The organism is Turicibacter sp. KK003 (genome assembly GCF_037014675.1).
Lineage (GTDB): Bacteria > Bacillota_I > Bacilli_A > MOL361 > Turicibacteraceae > Turicibacter > Turicibacter faecis.
The window spans coordinates 1,123,453-1,144,166 of the sequence record NZ_CP142738.1 but is presented as its reverse complement, the minus strand read 5'-3'; the positions used below and the strand labels follow the sequence as shown (position 1 = coordinate 1,144,166).

Here is a 20,714-nt window from a genome sequence, read left to right as displayed (position 1 = left end):
CCTTTATTCTCCAATCATTTTTTCTAATTCTTTTAGCCCCTGTTGAATTTCTTCTTCGAGTGTTTGAATTTTCTTTACAATGATGGATGGGGCTTCGTACTGGACTTCTTCGTATTCGATTTCTTTATATTTATTGATGGATAAATCGTATCCTGTTTCGCGAATTTCATCCACTGATACGAAGAAGGATTGTTCTGTTTTCTGGCATTCTACTTCATTTTCTAAATGACTAAAACGCTCAATGATGTCAGGGATATCATTATCCTGAATCGGTTGACGTTTATCATCAAGTGAATACCCATCTGCTTTCATATCATAAAACCAAACGTGATCGGTTCCACCGACAGTTGTTTTCGTAAAGATTAAAATCGCTGTTGAAACTCCCGCATACGGTTTGAAGACTCCACTTGGAAGAGAGATGACCGCCTCTAACTTATGATTTTCAACGATTTCCTTTCGAATATCTTTATGAGCCTTTGAGCTACCGAATAAGACTCCATCTGGAACAATTGAGGCACAACGTCCACCTGTTTTTAAAATCCGTAAAAATAACGATAAGAATAAAAGCTCCGTTTTCTTCGTTTTAGTCACTTTTAATAAGTCAGCAGATACCGCTTCATAATCAAGTGACCCTTTAAACGGAGGATTCGCTAAAATTAAGGTATATGTATCCTCGTCTTTATTTTGTTCAGATAAAGAATCTTTATATTCAATGTTCGGATTATCAACGCCGTGTAACATCATGTTCATCGCCCCAATCCGTAACATCGTACGGTCCATATCGAACCCATAAAACATGTCATTATTGAAATGCTCTTTTAATCCTTGATTATGGAATAAATCGGCATGATTGTCTCTTAAATATTGCTGGGCTGACACTAAAAAACCTGCGGATCCCGCTGCCGGGTCAACGATCACATCTGAAGGTGTCGGTTTCATTAATTTCACCATCATATCAATGATATGACGTGGCGTTCTAAATTGACCATTCGTTCCCGCTGTTGCCACTTTAGAGAGTAAATACTCATATAAATCCCCTTTAGTATCCGGTGTTAAAGGCAAGACATCAATCATATCGACTAACTTCGTTAACATTTGAGGGGTTGGAATTTTAAAAATCGCATCCCCCATATATTTGGTATATGCTGAGTCTTGGTTGGCATGCAACGATTTAATAAATGGAAAAACTTCAGTCGCTACTGTCTGATACATTTGCGTCGCTTCTTCATTTTTAAAACGGCTCCATCGTAATGCTTGACGATCGGCCGGAAACATTCCGGTATATGGGAACCCGAGCAACAACGCTTCACTTTCTTTACGTGTCTCAATTTCATCTAAATTTTTAATAAATAACAAATAAGTAAACTGCTCAATGACCTCTAACGGGTTCGTAATTCCCCCCGTCCAAAAGGTCTCCCATATTTTATCGACTTTACTTTTCAATTCACCAGTTATCATGATACGTTCCTCCCTTTTCTATGTCAAAGACGCTTTATTATCTAAACTCATTAGTTAAAGGCCTGCCCATTTAGTATGAAAATAGGACAGATTCTTTATACACGTTAAAAAAGAGCCTTCTTAGAAGGCTCTTTTAAAATTATCGACGTAATCCTAAACGCTCGATTAAAGTAGCGTAACGGTTGATATCTTTGTTACGTAAGTAAGCTAATAAGTTACGACGTTTACCAACCATGCGTAATAATCCACGACGTGAATGATGATCGTGTTTGTGTTGTTTTAAGTGGTCGTTTAAGCGATTGATTTCAGCTGTTAAAACAGCGATTTGAACTTCTGGAGAACCTGTATCTCCTTCGTGTACTGCGTAAGCTTTAATAATTTCTTGTTTTTCTACTTTTGAAATAGCCATAACTATTACCTCCTACATTTCTTTTAAATACGCCTCAATCCAAGCTATTCGCTGGAGGAGCTAAAAGCATAGAATAAGGACATTTCTAATTCTATCATACTTTTTCATTATTGCAAGTCTAATTTAAAATAACTTCGCACTAATTGTCGATCAAAGGCTAACTGTTCCATTAACTTTTCAATCGATGAAAATCGTTGTTCGTCCCTTAAATAGGCACAAAAGTCTAAAATTAGCTCTTCCCCATAAATGTCAGCATCAAAATCTAAAATATACGTTTCAATACAAATTTGATGATTAAAATTAAAGGTCGGGTTATGCCCAATGTTACACATTCCAACGTAGTGGCGTCCACGCACTTCAACCTTTACCGCATAAACCCCACACTTCGGAATGACATAATCTTCACTTAACTTCAAGTTTGCTGTCGGAAATCCAATTTGTCGTCCTCGTTGTTTTCCGCTAACAACGACTCCACGTAATCGATAAGGGCGTCCGAGCATCTGTGTAACCTTTTCTAAATTACCTTCAGCTAAATAGGATTTAATTTCAGTCGCTCCAATTTTTTCTTCGTTCAACTCACATTTAGGCGTTACATTGAGACTAAAATGCTTTGAATAGTTGGCTAGCAATGTTACTTCTCCTTCCCCTCTATATCCAAATCGAAAATCAAACCCTGTTGATACATGAGCAATGGACGGTTCAATTAAATAACGTTGGATAAAGTCGGTCGCTCGCATCTTCGCAAGCTCCTCATTAAACGGTAAAATAATAAGTTCGTCGACTCCTAACTCTTTTAACACTCGAATTTTTTCTTGATGCGGTGTTAAAAGATGAGGGCTGTTTAATTTATTTAAAAATTGATTGGGATTCGGTGAAAAGGTCATCACTGCACTTCTAATCTGATGCTTTTTCGCATAATCCACGACTTCTTTAATGACTGCTTGGTGTCCTAAATGCAGACCATCAAAATAACCGAGAGCCACAGCTAGCGGTTGATCCATCTTTTTCGTTAAATTTAATTCAATCACTTTCATCGTTATTCCTTCCTAAAAGAATCCACGTACCGAACGATAAACCTCGCGTGTCGGATGTTTTTCATAAACAGCTAAACACTTCCCATCACGGCTAAACAAGGCGACTGGTGAAGACGCTGTTTGTTTCACTTGATCATGATGAAGTTGAACACCATTACGAACCAGCTTTTCAACCCAAGCATCTACCGTAACCGATGGGAAGGCAGACATGGCCTCTTCGATGGACATCAATGTTAACGTTCCTTGTTCAGCTCGTTGTTTAAACTCTTCCATTGTTAAACAACTTTCAATTTTAAAAGGACCCGATGCAACCCTTCTCAAATAAGACATATGCGCGGGATAACCTAATTTTTCACCAATAGTCACTGCAACGGTTCGGACAAACAACCCCTTACTTCCTCGAACACGAAAACTGAATTTCACAAGCCCGTCATCTGTTTTCGTAATCTGACTTGTTAATTCAAGATTTTCGATCGTCACCTCGCGCTTAGGGCGTTCGACCTCAATTCCCGCTCGTGCATACTCATATAACTTTTTCCCATTAACTTTGACAGCCGAGTACATCGGCGGAACTTGAATACTTGGCCCCATCATCTCGTTAAAAACAGATTTTACATCCTCCTCTGTGATTTCCCCTTCAACGAATTGACGGTCGACCATCTCTCCGTCAGCGTCTTCAGTCGTTGTCGAAAAACCTAGGGTCACTTCCCCTAAATACTCTTTTTCATTCGCCGTTAAGAACTGAGAAATTTTCGTTGCCCGACCTATGCACAACGGCAGGACGCCCGTTACATTAGGATCAAGTGTCCCTGTATGTCCCACTTTCTTCGTTTTCAATACTTTTCGCGCAATATTTACACAATCATGGGACGTCATCCCTGCTGGCTTATCTAATAATAAGACTCCATCCATTCGTTACCGTCACCCTTTCCTTAAATAGATAATAAAAATTGTTCAAATACATCATTGGCCATCAAAAGACCTCGCCGTGTTAACTTAATTCGATTATTTTGACGAATTAAATATCCCTCTTTTATTAATTGTTGAAGGGCTGTTCGATATAAAGACTCAACATCTCGTTCATAGTGAGCTGAGATTTCCGATAAATCGACCCCCTCTTGTAAACGCAAACCTAAAAACATCTCCTCTTCTAAATGTTCTTCTACTGTTAAAGTGCGCGACTCAATAATTGGTAGCTCTCCTTTGTTCAACTTTTCGATATAGGCATTAATCGAGCGTGTATTTTGATAACGAACACCCTCAATATAACCATGCGCCCCGAGTCCTACGCCAAAATATGTCTTATTTTTCCAATACCATTGATTATGAATACTCGGCCGAGATGTTGAAAAATTGCTGATTTCATAGTGATGATACCCGTTCTTTTCTAACGTATTAATTACTAACTCATACATATGGGCTTCTAGTTCGTTATCCGTCAAGGTCACCTGGTCTTTCATATAAGCTAGATAGAGTGGCGTATGCTCCTCTACAATCAATGAATAGGCGGATATGTGTTCAACACCAAGTGAAATAGCCTCCTCTACATCCCGCTGAACTTGCTCGAGCGTCTGCGTTGGAATGGAGTAAATTAAATCAATATTTATATTCGTGATACCTTTTGATTGAAGCAGCGAAACCGCCCGATGCACTTCTTGACGTCGATGCTTTCGTCCAATTATTTTTAACAACTGCTCATCAAACGTTTGAACACCTAAACTAAATCGGGAAACATGATTCGCGATAAAATAGTTCACTTTTTCTTCAGTTAAGTTTTCAGGATTAGCCTCTAAACTAAATTCAACTAACTGATCAAGGGGAAGGGCTTGCGCTAGGTAATCAAATAAAGGACGGATTTGCTCAATACTTAGGGCCGTTGGTGTTCCGCCCCCTATGTAAACCGTCTGAACCTCATCAAACCCTACTTGCTGCTCGTAATATCGAAGTTCACGAATTAAAGACTCCACATAGGCCTCGTGACGCTGACCCTTCGTTAATAACTTAGGAAAATCACAATAGGTACAAATATGGTCACAAAAAGGAATATGAATATATAACCCTTTAGGCATAAAAACCTCCTATAAATGCGTAATGACATTTAACTTTAGCCGTTTCGCAAAGTCACGCGCCATTTGCATATATTCATCATTTAAATAAGCAGGATCATGACAATCAGAATTCACCATCACCTTAACTTCTTTAAACTCCGTGGCGATAATTTTCCAAAACTTCTCCGATGGATAAGGATAGCGAACACCATCTTCATATTTTTGTTCTCCTCGACGTAATCCATTTGCATTCACTTCTAAAATCACATCGTACTTAAGTGCAGCTCTTGCAATTTGTCGAGTTACTTTTTCACAGGCTTCATCCCATTTAGGATAAGTCGTCATGAAAACATCTGGATGAGCCAAAATTTTAAAAAATCCTGTTGCCATTCCCTCTTCAATACCCGCCGCATAAAGCTCTAACTGACGAGGTTCTGTGAAATGAAACGCATCTTTAAATTTTCCATCAATCTGAATATAATGTTGCGCTAAAATTAAATAATCCGTTTGCTTACTTAATGCCTTAATATCTTCAAAAAGAATAGGAAAATATTCACACTCAAGTGCTTTTAAAACGCGGATCTGGGGATACTTTTCTTGAGCTTGTTCAATATCATTAAAATAATCTGATAGTTCATCATAACTCATTCGACGCGTTCCTAGTTGTTTAAAGTTGCGATGCGGCGTATGACAACTCATTCCAATTTCGTCATAATGATGTAAAACAGCCTCACGTACGTAAGCCTCGACACCACCCTTAGCATGTTTGCAACGGTCATGATGTGTATGATAATTTGTTAACTTCATCGTTCCACCTCTTTTAATGTTTTTCTTTCTTATTCCTCCCGCTTATAAAGCCAAAGGGACAAGCTTTCATCCTATCACATTCACTTCATAAAATAGAAGCTTTTTTTATCCTATTATTACCTATACATCCAATCCTATTTTCATCTTCATAAAGTTAGCTAAACAGGCGCCAATTTGCTATTTCATCTAAGAGAGAAATACTCCCCCTAATAGAGACGTTAAATTATTTTCAGGAATAGGTCACTTATTGCCACCTCTAATGATTAGGACTACCTTTTTCATCTTTCCTATCAAAAATTAGCATACTGCAATGACGCAGCAAATGAATGAACCGCCATTAGGAACCCTCCCTTATTGCTCAACTTTAAACATTTATTTTACGAAAAACTTATCTGGCCTTATCTATAGTTTACCTTATATTTTAAAAAACATCATTCATTAGCTGTTTTTTTTATCTATAGAAAAAGAGAGGGCGCCTCCTCTCTTAATCTTCGTCCATTGATAAGACCGCCATAAATGCCTCTTGTGGAACTTCAACCGATCCAACAGACTTCATACGTTTCTTACCTTCTTTTTGTTTTTCAAGTAACTTACGTTTACGTGAAATATCTCCACCGTAACACTTCGCAAGAACGTTTTTGCGTAATGCTTTAATCGTTGAACGAGCAATAATTTTACCACCGATGGCTGCCTGAATAGGAACCTCAAATTGTTGTCTTGGAATAATTTCTTTTAATTTTTCCGTAATAACTTTCCCTCGTGAATACGCAAAATCTTTATGAACAATTAAGCTTAGTGCATCAACAATCTCTCCATTTAATAAAATGTCCATTTTCACTAGTTTAGATGGCTTGTATCCAATTAACTCGTAATCAAATGAAGCATATCCTTTAGTCGAAGATTTTAATTGATCAAAGAAATCATAGACAATTTCACCTAACGGAATTTCATAATTCACATGAACGCGTGTCTCATCTAAATATTGCATATCAATAAATACACCACGTTTTTTCTGACATAATTCCATAATCGGTCCTACATAATCATTCGGTGTCATGATTGACGCTTTAACGTAAGGTTCTTCAATCGATTTAATGGTTTGTGGCTCTGGCATCTGAGAAGGGTTGTCAACAACCAACTTTGTTCCATCCGTTAAATAAACATGATAGATAACAGACGGCGCTGTTGCAATTAAATCAATATTAAACTCACGTTCAATACGTTCTTGAATAACATCCATATGAAGTAATCCTAAAAACCCTGTACGGAATCCAAATCCAAGAGCTTGTGAAGTTTCCGGTTCAAATTGTAAAGAAGAATCGTTTAATACTAATTTTTCTAATGCATCACGTAAATCATTATAGCGAGCGGCATCGATTGGGTATAACCCACAGAATACCATTGGATTTAATTTACGATAACCTGGTAAAGGTTCTTCAGCTGGCTTTGCAACCGATGTAATCGTATCCCCTACGCGTACCGTCTTCACATCTTTAATCGATGCGGTAACAAAGCCTACATCTCCAACACTTAAATAATCAACGACTTTTTCATGAGGGGTATGCACACCAACTTCGACTACCTCATATTCGGCTCCAGTTGCCATCATTCGAATCATTTGCCCTTTTTTAATAGTTCCATTAACGACACGAATAGACGCGATGATTCCTCGATATTGGTCATAAACAGAGTCGAAAATTAACGCTTGTAATGGGGCATCCGGATCACCTGTCGGAGCAGGAACCTTCTCAACAACCTGTTCTAAAATCTCTTCAATTCCGATTCCAGCTTTTGCCGAAGCTAATACCGCGTCATCCGCAGGAAGACCAATGATATCCTCAACCTCTTGTTTGACACGCTCCGGATCCGCACTCGGTAAATCAATTTTATTTACTAATGGTAAAATCTCTAAATCATTATCTAATGCTAAATAAACGTTCGCAAGCGTTTGCGCCTCAATTCCTTGAGCAGCGTCAACAACCAATACCGCTCCCTCACATGCAGCTAATGAACGTGACACCTCATATGTAAAATCGACGTGTCCTGGCGTATCAATTAAATGTAAGATATACTCATTTCCATCTTTCGCTTTATATGTTAACTGCACGGCATTTAACTTAATTGTAATTCCGCGCTCACGCTCAAGTTCCATTGAATCTAATAGCTGATTTTTCATCTCACGTTTTTCCAATGCGTTCGTTCGCTCTAAAATACGATCCGAAAGCGTTGTTTTTCCATGATCGATGTGGGCTATAATTGAAAAGTTGCGAATTCGTTTTTGTCGCTCTTTAATTTGTTCACTATTAATCGCACTCACAAAGCTCACTCCATTCCAGTTTAATATCCATTTTATTTTACTTTAAAATGGCCTGTCTCACAAGAAAAATTTGTTGAATCGTTTGTTTTTATCAAGATTCCAAAAAATTCAGCCCTCTGCGTAGGAAAAAAACCTTCTTCACCAAATAGAAGAAGGTTTTTTCCTACGATTCACTAATCACACGATCAAAAAAACGAACTGTCGTTCTTAACACCTCACGAACGACCGTTTTTAATAGATTTCCAATATCCTGTCCAGCCTTTGAAATATTATTATGGCCAATTCCCCTCATTTGATTTGAATGATCGGTTAAATTTCCCTGCTTTTCAAGAGTTGAGGAGTTTTGTTGTACACTCTTTCCTTCCTGTACCACCTGACTATACGGAACAAATGTATGGTCCTCATCGTCTAAGCTCTCCTCATATTGTTCGATTTGGTCCTCTAGAAAAGTTGAATCAGGGATAGGCGCCGATTGAATCTTGATCGTCTGTCCCCTTAAACTATACAGGAGCCCAATCATAAAACATATCACGCCTAATGTTACTGTTCCCCCTCTTTTCATAGCTCCCCCTCTCACTAATTTCCTGTGACGTAATCTGCTAAAACATCTGCAACAGCTTGGGCTGAGTTGTATACCTCTTCATACGTATTATACTCTCCGCCGACTTCAATCAGTAACATCGTCGTTGCAAAGTCTTGATTGTAAACACCATTATATCCCGCGCCCCCATTCGGTCGAATTCCTCGAGAAAGACCCGGGTATTTTTCGTTAAGTTTAGCATCTAACTCTTTAATAATTTGATGATTTTCCTCATGTCGGTCGTTATCAGTCCCAAGAACAAACATAATTTTGGCGTACGGTTTTCCGTCAATCGTAATCGCAGAGTTAGCATAACTTACCGAATCGCGATGGAAATCAATAAAATATTTCAATGTCTCATGTTGACTTGCCGTATCCTCTAAATACACACGTGAGGCTTTATATGAAGACGCATAATTCCAACTATTCTTACTCACATACTCTGCAACTGATCGCGATTCGACTAACGCATTTATATTTTTTCCTTGGAGGGCCTGTGCCACCATATACGAAAGATCGACGACACTTAACGGGCGACCAAGCGAATCATTAACAGCTCCATCCTCATATAATTCCCCGTCATGTGAGTTAAAAATATAGACCAGTGGATTTTCCGTATAGGTCGTGGCGCCCGTCTCTGAGGCCTGATCTGGCACTGCCTCAGCGGCTTTACTTTTATAGGTGTAGCGATAGCCCTCTGCCGACGGAATGGCCGCCGTTGCATTTTGAGAGGGTGATTTCATGTTGATAAAAGCAAATCCGTCATTAATGAAAGAATATAATTGATTTAAGTCAAGTGACGTCATCACGGCCTTAAAATATTCTTGTAAGTTGAACACAACATCAATAATATCGCCTGCTGTTGAAAAATCAAAAATACTTGATAAAATCGGCTCCTGTTGACGATGCTCATCATTAGCATTCCGTTGATTCAGATAAAATAACTGAAAAAACTGGGTGAAAAATAGCGTAAGAACAAATCCAACTCCAACAAGGTATGGCGTTAATTTATTCAGCTTCTTTTTTAATCTTTTTCTTCGTAAACGTTGTTTTCGATTCAAGTCCTCCCGCCCCCTAAAACTCTATTTTCAAAAAGACTCTCTTTTTGCTCATCCCTTTATAAAAATATATAGTCCATTATACAGAAGCGGGAGTGTTAATTCTTGTTGTTTTATGGATACGATTTAGCTAAATTGTACGTTTGTATGAAGAGCCCGATTAATTCCATTGGAAATTAATGTCGCTAATTCTTCCATATCCGTATCAATTTCCTTAGGGGTCACAATCAAATTATATCCATTGGGGGTCAATACTTCAGAGATTAACTGGCGCTTTTCCTCTTCCTCAAGCACACCTACCTGCCCCATAAATTGCTGGCGAAGTTCGGTTGAAGGTAAATCATCATCCGTATAAGTTTGACGCACCGTCGAAAACGGAACCAGTTTTTTATATGAACGTTTTTCCTCTTTTAATGATTTACCTATATGTTTCAATAGCAAGTCAATCGTATCACTTGTAATTGAAACTGCGTCAACTACTGTCGGAACCCCAATTGCAAATACCGGGATCCCTAACGATTCCTCATCAATCGCCTTTCTTTTATTACCAACGCCACTTCCTGGAGCAATTCCTGTATCCGTCATTTGAATCATCTTATTCACCCGTTCAATTGATCGTGAAGCGAGGGCATCAACGACAACCAAAAATTGAGGTTTCACTTTTTGAACCAATGACTCGATGATATCGTAGGTTTCTATTCCGGTCATCCCCATAACCCCTGGAGCAAGCGCACAAACTTCCCGATAACTGCGGTCCACTTCATCGGGGCGTAACTCATATAAGTGTCTTGTCACAATAACTTCGTCAACTACCATCGGTCCTAAGGCATCCGGTGTAATATGATCATTTCCTAGCCCAATCACTAAACACGTATCTGTTTCCTTAATTCCACGATGAGCTAATAATTTTGAAAATTGGTCGGCAAAAACCTCCATTGCTACTGTTAATTGGTCGTGATCATGAGTTATTACGGAAGAAGTATCTAATGTCATATATCGCCCCGCTTTTTTCCCAACACGCTCAACTGCCTCTTTAGCTACATCAATACACGTTACCTTCAATCCGCGAATTCGGTCTTCCTCATAAACGACACCTTCCTCATTCGGTTCATCCACCTCACCAACCATTTGTTCAACAGCCTCTAAAGCCAAATCTGATCGACACTGCCACTTATTCATTTCCTGTTCATTCATTCTAATCACCTCAAAATTAGTGTGAACCAGTTTTCATCATTTCATGAAAAATTATTTGAAAATATTTTGTATACCGCCTCTATCCCTCTACCTGCTTCATTTATTACCTATAAAAAAAGCCCATCTTTAACTGAAGATAGGCTGTTATAGTTTATTATTTGATGCTTTTTAAAACTTCACATAAGAATTGATAAACGCGTTCTGTTGATGAGATTGATAACGATTCTTTCGGCGTATGTGCCCCTGTAATATCAGGACCAATTGAAATCATATCAACATTTCCTAATTTTTGAGATAAGAATCCACACTCTAATCCTGCATGAATGGCTGAAATTTGCAATTCTTTCCCATACATTTGTTGATAAACCTCTTTCATCACTTCACGTACTTTTGATTCCGGAGCAAACTGCCATTCTGGGTAATCCGCAATTAATTCTACCGATGCACCCGTTAACTGAGCGATCGCTTGGATTCGTTGAGTAATTTCTGCTTTTAAAGAACTAACCGAACTACGAATAGCACTATCGATGGCAATTTCGTTCTCTAACATTTCAACAACCCCTGGATTCGTTGAACTTTCTACTAATCCTTCAATAGCTGCACTCATTGTTTGCGGACCATAAGGAATTAATTTTAAAATGTATTCTAAATTTGTCGCCATTTTTTCAGTGAAGACTTTCGTTACTAGTTCCCTTTCACTCATCGTCACAACAACCCCTGGATCCGTCACAGAAAATTCAATACGGACCATTTCTTCGAATGCTTGAACTTTTTCTTTTAACTGATTAACCTGATTAGCAGGGAGTGTATAGGTTAATTGTGCACGTTTTGAAATAGCATTCATCTTTTCTCCACCGAATAGTTGTGAAATATATCCCCCTAATCCGTGAAGTTCTGTTAGTAAACGTCCCATTAATTTATTTGCATTTGCACGCCCTTTATTGATTTCAATTCCAGAGTGTCCACCTTTTAACCCGCTAATCACAAGGTCATAAGTTACCATTCCATCTCCTTCAACAGACGTCCATTCAATTGGTAATTTTAATGAATTACGCACCCCTCCGGCACATGAAGTCAAGGCAAATCCTTCTTCTTCTGAATCAATGTTAATTAAAATATCTCCTGGTACGTTTGCTGGATCAAGTGCCATGACTCCATCCATTCCTGTTTCTTCTTCTGTTGTCACTAAAACAGTTAACGCTGGGTGCTCAAGCGTATCGTCTGCTAAAATAGCAAGTGACATTGCTACCGCAATCCCATTGTCCGCACCAAGTGTCGTTCCCTTTGCACGTAACCAATCACCATCAACATAAATTGGTAAAGCATCTGTTTCGAAGTTAAAATCCAACTCGTCTTCTTTCACACATACCATGTCCATGTGTCCTTGTAAAATCACTCGTGGCGCCGATTCGTACCCTTTTGTTGCTGGCTTTTTAATAATAACGTTTTTACAAGGTTCTTGGATATATTCTAATTGATGAGTTTTAGCAAAATTCACTAAATAATCACTAATTGCTGCCTCGTTTCCTGATTCGTGCGGGATCTTTGTCATTTCTTCAAAGTAATGAAAAACCTGTTTGGGGTTTAAATTTCCTAATATTTCTGCCATCATGATGACCTCCTTTTTTCTTTATTCTACCATATTTTTGTGTTGAAACAACTGACAGTACCAATCATTTCTTGCAATGACTTTTATGACTATCTGGTCTTTCCTATCATTACGTCAGCCTTATTTATCCGAATCTTTCACTTTATATTCCGTCGAATCAAAGACTGTCTTTTTTTGTTGTTCCTCTTTTTGCTGACGTTTAACCGTTAATTGATCCGGAATAATAAAAATACATGCAATGTATAAAATAAAACCTGTTCCGAAAGAAAAAATTGTAATCATCGCCCAAAGTAAACGAACAACCGTTGCATCCATGTTTAAATAATTCGCAATTCCTTGGCAAACTCCCGCAATCATTGCGCCTTCACGGACTTTATATAACCGTTTATTCGACATTTTAATCACCCTTTCTTAACGTAATTACCGTTATTATAGCGTAGTTTGGAAACGACTGACAACTTATTTCAAGATATTTTATAGAATCCTAACGAAAATGTTGGTGATAATCCTTGAATATACTATATAATAGAAATATCTTGCCGATAGATAGAAAAAAAGAGAAAAATTGGAGGTTGTCTTATATGTCTTATGAAATTTCTAAGCTACTTCAAGCAAGCGAAGTAACCTTAAAAGAAATACTACGCCTAATAGAAGAGTCACCTAGTCTTTCGCTTAAATCATTCAATCCAAACCAAACAGCAATCGTTGTGATCGATATGGTCAATGGATTTGTGAAAGAGGGACCCATGTCTTCCCCAAGAATTCAAACCATTATTCCACCTATTGCTCACTTAATGAAGGCCGCAAAAGAAGGGGCTTTTCAGTTGGTTGCTTTTGCTGATTCACATGAAGAATCATCGGTTGAATTTTTATCTTATCCGCCACACTGTTTATGCGGAACAGCTGAGAGCGAAATCGTCGATGAACTAAAAGAAATTGGGGGCTATCAATTAATCCATAAAGCTTCAACAAACGGCTTTTTAGAAGCTGAGTTTCATGCCTGGCTTCAAGAGCATCAAATGGTTGAAAACTTTATCCTCGTGGGTGACTGTACGGATATTTGTGTCGAACAATTTGCCATCACCTTAAAAACTTACTTTAATACGATTAACCGCCAAAGCCGAATTATCGTTCCGGTTAATGCGACAGAAACTTACGACCTTGGTGCGCATCATGGAGATCTGATGCACCTGTTGGCGCTTTATAAAATGCAAATGAACGGAATTGAGCTCGTTCAAGAAATTAATGACTAGAAAGAGGCTTTTAACATGAACTTAAAATCAGTCAATTTAACAATGCTCGTTGATTTTTACGAGTTAACAATGGCACATGGTTATTTTGAAAACGGTATGGAAGATCAAATCGCTTATTTTGATATGTTTTTCCGTCGTGTTCCCGATGAGGGCGGATTTGCTATTATGGCAGGTCTAGAACAACTTATTGAATACTTAAAAAACCTAAAGTTTACAGACGATGATATTGATTACTTACGAAGTAAAAATATTTTTTCAGAAGCTTTTTTAACCTATCTTAAAAACTTCAAGTTTTCGTGCGATATTTATGCGATTGCGGAAGGTACCCCTATCTTCCCAAATGAACCTATCCTAACCGTTCGTGGGCCTATTATTCAAGCGCAATTTATTGAGACGATGATCTTACTTAGTATCAATCATCAATCATTAATCGCAACGAAATCTAACCGTATTGTCCGCGCCGCTAATGGGCGTCCCGTTCTTGAATTAGGAGCACGCCGTGCCCAAGGAGCTGATGGAGCTATTTTAGGGGCACGCGCTGCTTATATTGGAGGATGCGTGGGAACGGCATGCACGATATCAGATCGTGACTTTAATGTACCAGCGCTTGGAACAATGGCACATAGTTGGGTACAAACCTTCGACACAGAATATGAAGCATTCAAAAAATATGCTGAACTTTATCCGCAAAACTGTACCCTCCTCGTCGATACTTACAATACGTTAAAGTCAGGAATTCCAAATGCTATTAAAGTCTTTAAAGAAGTCCTTATTCCGAAAGGATACGCCCCTGGAGCTATTCGTATTGATAGTGGGGACGCTGCATATTTAGCTAAAAAAGCTCGCAAGTTACTTGATGAGGCCGGACTCTTCGACACAAAAATTGTGATTTCAAATTCTTTGGATGAATATATTATCAAAGATTTACTCATCCAAAAGGCACCGATTGATTCTTTTGGCGTCGGTGAACGTCTAATTACCTCAAAAACAGAACCGGTTTTTGGAGGCGTTTATAAAATTGTAGCGGTTGAAAAGGAAGGAAAAATGATTCCTAAAATTAAAATTAGCAATAATATTGAAAAAATTACTAACCCTGGGGCTAAACAAGTCTACCGTTTATACGATCGTGAAACGAAAAAGGCCATTGCTGATGTGATTACCCTCGCTCATGAAAAAATTGACGAAACGCAACCCTATACGATTTTCGATCCTGAACATACGTGGAAGCGTAAAGAAATTACTAATTTTATTGCCCGTCCTCTTCTTACACCGATTTTCATTAAGGGTAACCTTGTTTATCAATCCCCTACTCTTGAAGAGATTGTCACTTATTCTAAAGAACAAATAAATACACTTTGGGAAGAAGTCTTACGTTTTGAAAAACCTCATACTTATTATGTCGATCTTTCAAGTGAGCTATGGACGTTAAAAACGAATCTATTAGAAAAATATTCTAGATAACAATAGAATTTTAGAAAAATTATTCGCTTTTCAATCAAGATTCTAACATTTTTCTTACCATTTACTGAAATTTTGTAATTTATTCTTGCATTTTAGACTTTGGTCTGATAGAATGATTTTGTTGTATTTTCAATGGAGGTGAACTAGAATGCCAAATATTAAATCACAAATTAAACGTGTGAAAACAAACGAAAAACGTCGTCAATTCAATGCTTCTTACAAAGCATCTATGCGTACTGCAATCAAAAACGTTGAGGTTGCTATCGAAACTAAAAACGTTGAGGCTGCAAAAGAAGCTTACAATACAGCTAACAAAAAATTAGACAAAGCTGTTGCAAAAGGAATTTGCCACAAAAACTTCGCAGCTCGTCAAAAATCACGTTTAAGCAAAAAAATCAACGCTTTAGGATAATTGTTAATCGGTTGAAAAACCGATTCATTATCACTTAAACATGGTAAAAAAAGACCTTATTTGTTCTCTGGCCAAATTGGGTCTTTTTTTTATGTCTTTACCACCAAAAAAAGAACCTTTACTGTTTTGAAAACAAGTGAAGGTTCTTTTTAGCATATCTAAGAGTCCTTAGTTATTTTTAACGGTTAAGGTTTTCAAATCACCTACCATTAACGATACCTATTTAATTGATTTGAACTGTACGTGTACATCTGGGTTTGTTGCAAATTCAGTTTTTGCCATCATGATGATTTCATTTGTTTGCTCTAATGTTGGCTCCTCTGTCCCCTCTAAGAAAACTTGAACTGTTTCTTCATTTGTACGAACTAAAACATCATCATATCCTTTAGCTTTAATTAAAGATTCAAGTACCGTTTGATGTTGCGTATCTTTTGTAATTTTGTCTAAATCATCTTTAGCTTCGCTTTTTTCTGTTGCATCAGAGTCTTTGCTTGCAATGATTGATTTTAATTGTGCAACTAATTCACTCTCTGCCTTTTTAACTTCTGAGCGTTGAATTTGAATTGAGCTTGTTTTTTCATCCTTTTTCTCTTCTTTTGTTCCTTTTGCTTCTTTTGTTTCTTTTACTTCTTTTCCATCTTCTTTTGCTGTTAACTCTTCTGCTGATTGAGCGTCTGTTTCTTTCATTTCTAAATTTGCTTGCGGAACAGCTGATGTTGATCCTACTTTTGCATCATTTTCTGTTCCATCCCCAATGCTTACGTAGAAAACTGTTAATAATACGAAAACCACGAATAATGCTGCTGTTACATATGAATTTTTGTTCATTTTAATTTCCCCCTATAGTTCAGATGCTTTTAATAATGTAATTTGATGAATTGGAACGTCAAGCAATAAGCTGATGGCATGTGTTACATCATATGGTGCCTTTATCGTTCCTTGATAGACGATCACCACGCCATTTGAAACCGTCTCTTGACTACTTGAAAAGAGAGCTGAAGAAGTGTCTGCGACTGATTTATATGAGATATTAATACTATCTACCGTTACTCCTTCTATTGATTCAAATAAAGCTGTGATCTGTTCTTTGTGTTTTACTTCGACGGATGTTTGTGCCGAAGATTCTTGATTGTTAGCCAGAGAACCCAATGATCCCATATCATCTTTGAGTAAAGACGTCACCACAAATGCGGCGCCAAGAAACATGATGATTCCCAGTGGTCCAACGTCAGCCATGATTTTTTTTAACCCCGAGCTTATGCGGCCCGGTTTAGTTGATGGCTTCCCTTCCACTTCTTTTACCTCCTATCTTCGGAACTCCTTCCCTCATATTGTCGCTTCTTTTCCATCAATCCCCTCCTTTAAAGATAACATCCTCTTGCTTCAGACCAAGCTGATTGAGCATACACGTTTTAGACTCTGAATCAGTCTTGGCCATCTCTAGTGTGAGTACATCACCAAATTCAAACCCTAAGATTTGAATTCCACACTTTTCACCTGAGGATTCAACCCGCGCCTCCATCTCACTCAATGTCATTTGAGATAAATCAGTTTCAATCAATCCTTGATAATACTGAATGGATTCATCAAACTTCCCTTCATCAAGAAAGGAAACTGAATCGATGAGTGACGTCACCTCATTATTCATTATACTAATCACCGGCTTTAAAATGATAACAATGATAAAAAAGTGAAGATAAAACGTAATTATTTTTTTGTACGAAGCCGGAATCACCAATAAATTGACAATAGCTATCAAGAAAAACATGGCGATAATCTGTTTTGCATATTCATATAGCATATCTTTTCCCATCTCCTCAAAACTTGTCGCATAGAATTAGTTCGTTAATAGCATCATATTTGAGCTGTATAAAATAATGAAGAACGTGAAAATAAACATGACCCCGATAATGATCATAATGACTAACAAGTTCATAAGACCCGTATTAAAGACATCTAAAATTTTAATATAGTCTTTACTTACAATCGGTTGAATGACTCCAGTTAGCAATCGAAAAAGAATCAGACTGACTCCTACTTTAATGATCGGAAAACTAACAACGACCACTAGTGTAATAACACCCAAAAGCCCCACGCTATTTCTTAAGATAGATAGCGTTGATACAACTGAAACGATTGTATCTGTAAAGCGTGTTCCAATGACTGGAATATGATTCATTAAATTTTGCGTGGTTCTAAAGAACAATCCGTCTGCAAAACTTAGTGTCATATTCTGAATAGACATCAGCGCCAAGAAAAAGGCGAAATACCCACCTAATGTCCACAAAGCTACTTTATTAACAAAACTTATTAATCGACCGTATAAATCCTCTACATTAATCTGATTAATAAACCCAAAGATCGTTCCAATAACTGTGAGTGGAAGACTAATGGCATTAATAAAAAAGTACGATGCATTGATTAAAAATACCACCGCAGGTTTAAATAACGTCTGATTCCAAAGCGCCCCCGTAATGGTAATCAATGAGAGCAGCATCGGGAAAATAGCGACCACAATGTTCATATATCTCGTTAAAATATCTAAGACGTAATCATGATAAAAAATGAAGAGTTGAAATAATTGAACCATTAAGATCAGTTTTAAAACAATATTCGTTACTTTCTCATACTTTGTTGAAAAAGTAGATTGAATATTTTGAAAAAGGGCGATGATGATTAAAAAAATTAAAATACTTTTAAACTGGGTAAATCCGGTTGTTAATTCATGCAACGCGTAGTCACCTAACGATTGAAAAAAACCAACCAAATTAAAATTTTCAACTTTTAATAAATTTGTTTTATCTAAATAATCGGCATCCATCAACCAATCATACTGTTGATAGATTTCAGACCATATATTTTCAAATGTCGATAGATCAAATTCTGCTGCATCCATTACTCCCCCTCCTAGTCCATCTATTTTACTAGACAACCGATAAAATAAGCTCAAATAACTTAATAATCATCGGTAAACTGTATCCTATTAAATAAAGTTTCACGATATACTCAAACATTTTTCCGACATTTCCAAGGCTCGTTTCTGCAAGCAAAAAACTTACAAACTCCGCATAATAAACAATTCCGATTAACCGAATAATAATCGTAACGTATTGCTGCCCTATATTAAAGTCAAGAAAGACATTTGTAATTTGACCAATAATACTTGATAAAAGTTGCAAGGCCATCATAAAAAAATACGTCAATAGAACTAAACTAAAACACTTGGCGTATTTAGAACTAACTTCATTTAACAATAAATACATAATGGCGCATCCAATAACAAGTGTGAGTACTTTAACAATGTCAATGACGGCCCCCTCCTTTACAACATAAAGATTGTTCGTAAGCTCGTCATTAAAACTTCAATTAATTGGACGATAAAAACGAGCATATACACGTATCCGGCCAACATTACCAAATCGCTAATCTCTTTCCCCACATCAAATTTTTTGAAAAATAACGCAACAAATCCAAGCAGAAAAGCCACTCCTGCAAACCTTAGTAATCCTGTAACATCAACCATTGGCATGTTCATTACACCTATCCTTTCGTGAGAATTTGCTAGTTAACTTTATGCAGCATCCCCTTAAAAAATGAAACTTTCTACCGATAAAACACATTTTCTTTTCCTACTTCTCTTCAATATTTATCCACCAAGTCAGAAAAAGACAAGAAAACTTACCTACTTCCCATGTAATGTCGAGAAAATACGACTACCGCTCGGTCCCACCTCAAGCGGTAGTTAACAAATAATCCGGCCCCTTCTTCTTTAATTCAACAACTTAATTATTCCCGTACTTCAAAATCGTCTCCCCAGATCATCATAAAAGTCTCTCCCTGTAAAAAAAGCGATCCTATCCACTCATAAGATTTTTATTTTGATTAGCCTCGCTAAACTGAACGTACATAAATTAAACGCGACTAGCAATACTACTAGTGTAAGAGGCGTTTGTTTAAGAGGAATGAAACAATAGCAAACGTTATGAGTCAATATCTTATCTCTCAAGAGAAAAGTTTTACTAATCCACTCATTTGGTTCGATCTAACATTAGAAATTATAAATTTCCTTCACACCCAAGAGGTTAAAATATGTATTTCTATTTATTCGACTGATTGGCGGCTTTCTGTATTTATACTTTCATTACTGCTGCACTATTTCGTCATTACAAATTAAGGAGGTGTTCCGTTTTGGAGAAAAAAACGAGTGATCACCATTAAAAGCGATAAAAAAAGGGGATGAGGCCAACCGCGACCAAGCCGACTCCCCCAACCCGCTAAGTTGTTTATATGCATTTATTCGACTGATTTGGTGGCTTTTAGTATTTATGCTTTCATTACTGCTACTCTATTTCGTCATTACAAATTAAGGAGGTGTTCCGTTTTGGAGAAAAAAACGAGTGAGTCACAATTAAAAGCGATAAAAAAATGGAATGAGGCCAACCGCGAGAAGGCGAATTACACCCGAGGTAAATCTGCAGCTAAAAGCTTCATTAAGAATAAGGCAACACTAGAAGATTTAGAGATGTTAGAGGAAGTCATCCACGAGCGACGCCAGTCATTAAAATAAGGCTCTGTTAGATAAAAATGTTGATAAGACAGAAAAAAAGTGAAGATGAGCATCTTCACTTTTTTATTCACTTAATGAGCTTAACTTTTCTAAATCTAACACTCCATTTGTTGCATGGTAGCCTATGTTGAAAGTCCCAGCACCATAACCTTTAACACACGAGATGTTTATCTCATCATAGATGCGAATATCTGCTAATTCTTTTCCTTTTTTATCGCGCACAAAGATACTAAACTTTTCTTGAGCAAATTCATAACCTTTGGCATTTGTTGTGGTCTCAAGGTCTTTATTAGAAATCTTGAAGTTTAAGTTATTTAGTTCGCTAACTAAATAAGTGATTTCCTCTTTGGATAGTTCAATACCCTCTAATCCATTTTCACGTACTTGAATACTTCCAACTACCTTTTCATTTAAACTGAATGAATAAATGGAAATAAAATAACATCCTAAGATAAGGACGATAATTCCCACAAATAAGGCTATCTTTTTCAAATTCAATCACCCCTA

General features: G+C 37.3%; 23 protein-coding genes. 4 read left to right on the top strand and 19 right to left on the bottom strand.

Annotation, left to right across the window (positions count from 1 at the left end; translation table 11 throughout):
- Positions 1 to 3: 3 nt before the first annotated feature.
- The 12 genes from VXM77_RS05745 to VXM77_RS05690 form a co-directional block, all read right to left on the bottom strand.
- Positions 4 to 1,458, bottom strand: a complete 1,455-nt coding sequence (locus VXM77_RS05745) for a class I SAM-dependent DNA methyltransferase (RefSeq protein ID WP_338507344.1) — start codon at positions 1,456 to 1,458, stop codon at positions 4 to 6.
- Positions 1,459 to 1,597: 139 nt separating this feature from the next.
- A complete protein-coding gene (gene rpsO, locus VXM77_RS05740; protein WP_161831871.1) occupies positions 1,598 to 1,867 on the bottom strand; it encodes a 30S ribosomal protein S15 in 270 nt (89 codons plus the stop codon).
- Positions 1,868 to 1,974: 107 nt separating this feature from the next.
- Positions 1,975 to 2,901 (bottom strand): bifunctional riboflavin kinase/FAD synthetase, encoded by a 927-nt coding sequence (locus VXM77_RS05735; protein ID WP_161831872.1) that lies wholly within the window; start codon positions 2,899 to 2,901, stop codon positions 1,975 to 1,977.
- A 12-nt stretch (positions 2,902 to 2,913) separates the two neighbouring features.
- A complete protein-coding gene (gene truB / locus VXM77_RS05730) occupies positions 2,914 to 3,813 on the bottom strand; it encodes a tRNA pseudouridine(55) synthase TruB (protein WP_338507341.1) in 900 nt (299 codons plus the stop codon).
- Between the two features lie 20 nt (positions 3,814 to 3,833).
- The gene (hemW, locus tag VXM77_RS05725) at positions 3,834 to 4,970 is read right to left on the bottom strand and encodes a radical SAM family heme chaperone HemW (RefSeq protein ID WP_338507339.1); all 1,137 of its coding nucleotides are present in this window, start codon (positions 4,968 to 4,970) and stop codon (positions 3,834 to 3,836) included.
- Positions 4,971 to 4,979: 9 nt separating this feature from the next.
- Positions 4,980 to 5,756 (bottom strand): histidinol-phosphatase, encoded by a 777-nt coding sequence (locus VXM77_RS05720; RefSeq protein WP_161831875.1) that lies wholly within the window; start codon positions 5,754 to 5,756, stop codon positions 4,980 to 4,982.
- A gap of 484 nt (positions 5,757 to 6,240) precedes the next feature.
- Positions 6,241 to 8,073, bottom strand: coding sequence for a translation elongation factor 4 (gene lepA / locus VXM77_RS05715; protein WP_317452431.1), 1,833 nt, complete (start codon positions 8,071 to 8,073; stop codon positions 6,241 to 6,243).
- A 163-nt stretch (positions 8,074 to 8,236) separates the two neighbouring features.
- Positions 8,237 to 8,635 carry a hypothetical protein gene (locus tag VXM77_RS05710; RefSeq protein ID WP_338507338.1) on the bottom strand — a complete coding sequence of 133 codons (399 nt, stop codon included), beginning with the start codon at positions 8,633 to 8,635 and terminating at the stop codon, positions 8,237 to 8,239.
- Positions 8,636 to 8,649: 14 nt separating this feature from the next.
- On the bottom strand, positions 8,650 to 9,714 hold the full coding sequence (gene spoIIP, locus VXM77_RS05705) for a stage II sporulation protein P (protein ID WP_161831877.1): 1,065 nt from the start codon (positions 9,712 to 9,714) through the stop codon (positions 8,650 to 8,652).
- A gap of 123 nt (positions 9,715 to 9,837) precedes the next feature.
- The gene (gene gpr / locus VXM77_RS05700) at positions 9,838 to 10,905 is read right to left on the bottom strand and encodes a GPR endopeptidase (protein WP_338507335.1); all 1,068 of its coding nucleotides are present in this window, start codon (positions 10,903 to 10,905) and stop codon (positions 9,838 to 9,840) included.
- Between the two features lie 154 nt (positions 10,906 to 11,059).
- Positions 11,060 to 12,514, bottom strand: coding sequence for an aminoacyl-histidine dipeptidase (locus tag VXM77_RS05695; protein WP_338507333.1), 1,455 nt, complete (start codon positions 12,512 to 12,514; stop codon positions 11,060 to 11,062).
- Between the two features lie 120 nt (positions 12,515 to 12,634).
- Entirely contained in the window at positions 12,635 to 12,910 is a 276-nt protein-coding gene (locus VXM77_RS05690) for a PspC domain-containing protein (protein ID WP_161831880.1), read from the bottom strand.
- Positions 12,911 to 13,095: 185 nt separating this feature from the next.
- Between VXM77_RS05690 and VXM77_RS05685 the strand changes: the two genes are divergently transcribed.
- The 3 genes from VXM77_RS05685 (at position 13,096) to rpsT (ending at position 15,640) form a co-directional block, all read left to right on the top strand.
- A complete protein-coding gene (locus VXM77_RS05685) occupies positions 13,096 to 13,767 on the top strand; it encodes an isochorismatase family cysteine hydrolase (RefSeq protein ID WP_161831881.1) in 672 nt (223 codons plus the stop codon).
- A gap of 15 nt (positions 13,768 to 13,782) precedes the next feature.
- Positions 13,783 to 15,228, top strand: coding sequence for a nicotinate phosphoribosyltransferase (locus VXM77_RS05680; protein WP_161831882.1), 1,446 nt, complete (start codon positions 13,783 to 13,785; stop codon positions 15,226 to 15,228).
- A 148-nt stretch (positions 15,229 to 15,376) separates the two neighbouring features.
- Complete coding sequence (rpsT, locus tag VXM77_RS05675; protein WP_161831883.1) at positions 15,377 to 15,640, top strand: 30S ribosomal protein S20; 264 nt, start codon at positions 15,377 to 15,379, stop codon at positions 15,638 to 15,640.
- Between the two features lie 219 nt (positions 15,641 to 15,859).
- On the opposite strand, the gene VXM77_RS05670 is transcribed toward rpsT, so the two are convergent.
- The 6 genes from VXM77_RS05670 to VXM77_RS05645 form a co-directional block, all read right to left on the bottom strand.
- Entirely contained in the window at positions 15,860 to 16,468 is a 609-nt protein-coding gene (locus tag VXM77_RS05670) for a SpoIIIAH-like family protein (RefSeq protein WP_161831884.1), read from the bottom strand.
- Between the two features lie 12 nt (positions 16,469 to 16,480).
- A complete protein-coding gene (locus VXM77_RS05665; protein ID WP_161831885.1) occupies positions 16,481 to 16,876 on the bottom strand; it encodes a hypothetical protein in 396 nt (131 codons plus the stop codon).
- Positions 16,877 to 16,988: 112 nt separating this feature from the next.
- Positions 16,989 to 17,441 (bottom strand): stage III sporulation protein AF, encoded by a 453-nt coding sequence (locus tag VXM77_RS05660; RefSeq protein WP_161831886.1) that lies wholly within the window; start codon positions 17,439 to 17,441, stop codon positions 16,989 to 16,991.
- Positions 17,442 to 17,477: 36 nt separating this feature from the next.
- The gene (locus VXM77_RS05655; protein WP_161831887.1) at positions 17,478 to 18,536 is read right to left on the bottom strand and encodes a stage III sporulation protein AE; all 1,059 of its coding nucleotides are present in this window, start codon (positions 18,534 to 18,536) and stop codon (positions 17,478 to 17,480) included.
- Between the two features lie 28 nt (positions 18,537 to 18,564).
- Positions 18,565 to 18,903 (bottom strand): stage III sporulation protein AD, encoded by a 339-nt coding sequence (locus VXM77_RS05650; protein WP_237658919.1) that lies wholly within the window; start codon positions 18,901 to 18,903, stop codon positions 18,565 to 18,567.
- Between the two features lie 59 nt (positions 18,904 to 18,962).
- On the bottom strand, positions 18,963 to 19,169 hold the full coding sequence (locus VXM77_RS05645) for a SpoIIIAC/SpoIIIAD family protein (protein WP_161831888.1): 207 nt from the start codon (positions 19,167 to 19,169) through the stop codon (positions 18,963 to 18,965).
- A gap of 852 nt (positions 19,170 to 20,021) precedes the next feature.
- Here VXM77_RS05645 and VXM77_RS05640 point away from each other — a divergent pair.
- Complete coding sequence (locus tag VXM77_RS05640) at positions 20,022 to 20,207, top strand: hypothetical protein (RefSeq protein WP_161831889.1); 186 nt, start codon at positions 20,022 to 20,024, stop codon at positions 20,205 to 20,207.
- A gap of 63 nt (positions 20,208 to 20,270) precedes the next feature.
- Here VXM77_RS05640 and VXM77_RS05635 read toward each other — a convergent pair whose 3' ends face one another.
- Positions 20,271 to 20,699 carry a hypothetical protein gene (locus tag VXM77_RS05635; protein WP_300855605.1) on the bottom strand — a complete coding sequence of 143 codons (429 nt, stop codon included), beginning with the start codon at positions 20,697 to 20,699 and terminating at the stop codon, positions 20,271 to 20,273.
- Positions 20,700 to 20,714: the final 15 nt, after the last annotated feature.

Excerpts from the sequence above, each read along its gene's own strand:
- VXM77_RS05745 (WP_338507344.1), bottom strand. The coding sequence starts at position 1,458 with ATGATAACTGGTGAATTGAAAAGTAAAGTCGATAAAATATGGGAGACC.
- rpsO (WP_161831871.1), bottom strand. The coding sequence starts at position 1,867 with ATGGCTATTTCAAAAGTAGAAAAACAAGAAATTATTAAAGCTTACGCA.
- VXM77_RS05735 (WP_161831872.1), bottom strand. The coding sequence starts at position 2,901 with ATGAAAGTGATTGAATTAAATTTAACGAAAAAGATGGATCAACCGCTA.
- truB (WP_338507341.1), bottom strand. The coding sequence starts at position 3,813 with ATGGATGGAGTCTTATTATTAGATAAGCCAGCAGGGATGACGTCCCAT.
- hemW (WP_338507339.1), bottom strand. The coding sequence starts at position 4,970 with ATGCCTAAAGGGTTATATATTCATATTCCTTTTTGTGACCATATTTGT.
- VXM77_RS05720 (WP_161831875.1), bottom strand. The coding sequence starts at position 5,756 with ATGAAGTTAACAAATTATCATACACATCATGACCGTTGCAAACATGCT.
- VXM77_RS05710 (WP_338507338.1), bottom strand. The coding sequence starts at position 8,635 with ATGAAAAGAGGGGGAACAGTAACATTAGGCGTGATATGTTTTATGATT.
- gpr (WP_338507335.1), bottom strand. The coding sequence starts at position 10,905 with ATGAATGAACAGGAAATGAATAAGTGGCAGTGTCGATCAGATTTGGCT.
- VXM77_RS05695 (WP_338507333.1), bottom strand. The coding sequence starts at position 12,514 with ATGGCAGAAATATTAGGAAATTTAAACCCCAAACAGGTTTTTCATTAC.
- VXM77_RS05690 (WP_161831880.1), bottom strand. The coding sequence starts at position 12,910 with ATGTCGAATAAACGGTTATATAAAGTCCGTGAAGGCGCAATGATTGCG.
- VXM77_RS05685 (WP_161831881.1), top strand. The coding sequence starts at position 13,096 with ATGTCTTATGAAATTTCTAAGCTACTTCAAGCAAGCGAAGTAACCTTA.
- VXM77_RS05680 (WP_161831882.1), top strand. The coding sequence starts at position 13,783 with ATGAACTTAAAATCAGTCAATTTAACAATGCTCGTTGATTTTTACGAG.
- rpsT (WP_161831883.1), top strand. The coding sequence starts at position 15,377 with ATGCCAAATATTAAATCACAAATTAAACGTGTGAAAACAAACGAAAAA.
- VXM77_RS05670 (WP_161831884.1), bottom strand. The coding sequence starts at position 16,468 with ATGAACAAAAATTCATATGTAACAGCAGCATTATTCGTGGTTTTCGTA.
- VXM77_RS05665 (WP_161831885.1), bottom strand. The coding sequence starts at position 16,876 with ATGGCTGACGTTGGACCACTGGGAATCATCATGTTTCTTGGCGCCGCA.
- VXM77_RS05660 (WP_161831886.1), bottom strand. The coding sequence starts at position 17,441 with ATGCTATATGAATATGCAAAACAGATTATCGCCATGTTTTTCTTGATA.
- VXM77_RS05655 (WP_161831887.1), bottom strand. The coding sequence starts at position 18,536 with ATGGATGCAGCAGAATTTGATCTATCGACATTTGAAAATATATGGTCT.
- VXM77_RS05650 (WP_237658919.1), bottom strand. The coding sequence starts at position 18,903 with ATGTATTTATTGTTAAATGAAGTTAGTTCTAAATACGCCAAGTGTTTT.
- VXM77_RS05645 (WP_161831888.1), bottom strand. The coding sequence starts at position 19,169 with ATGCCAATGGTTGATGTTACAGGATTACTAAGGTTTGCAGGAGTGGCT.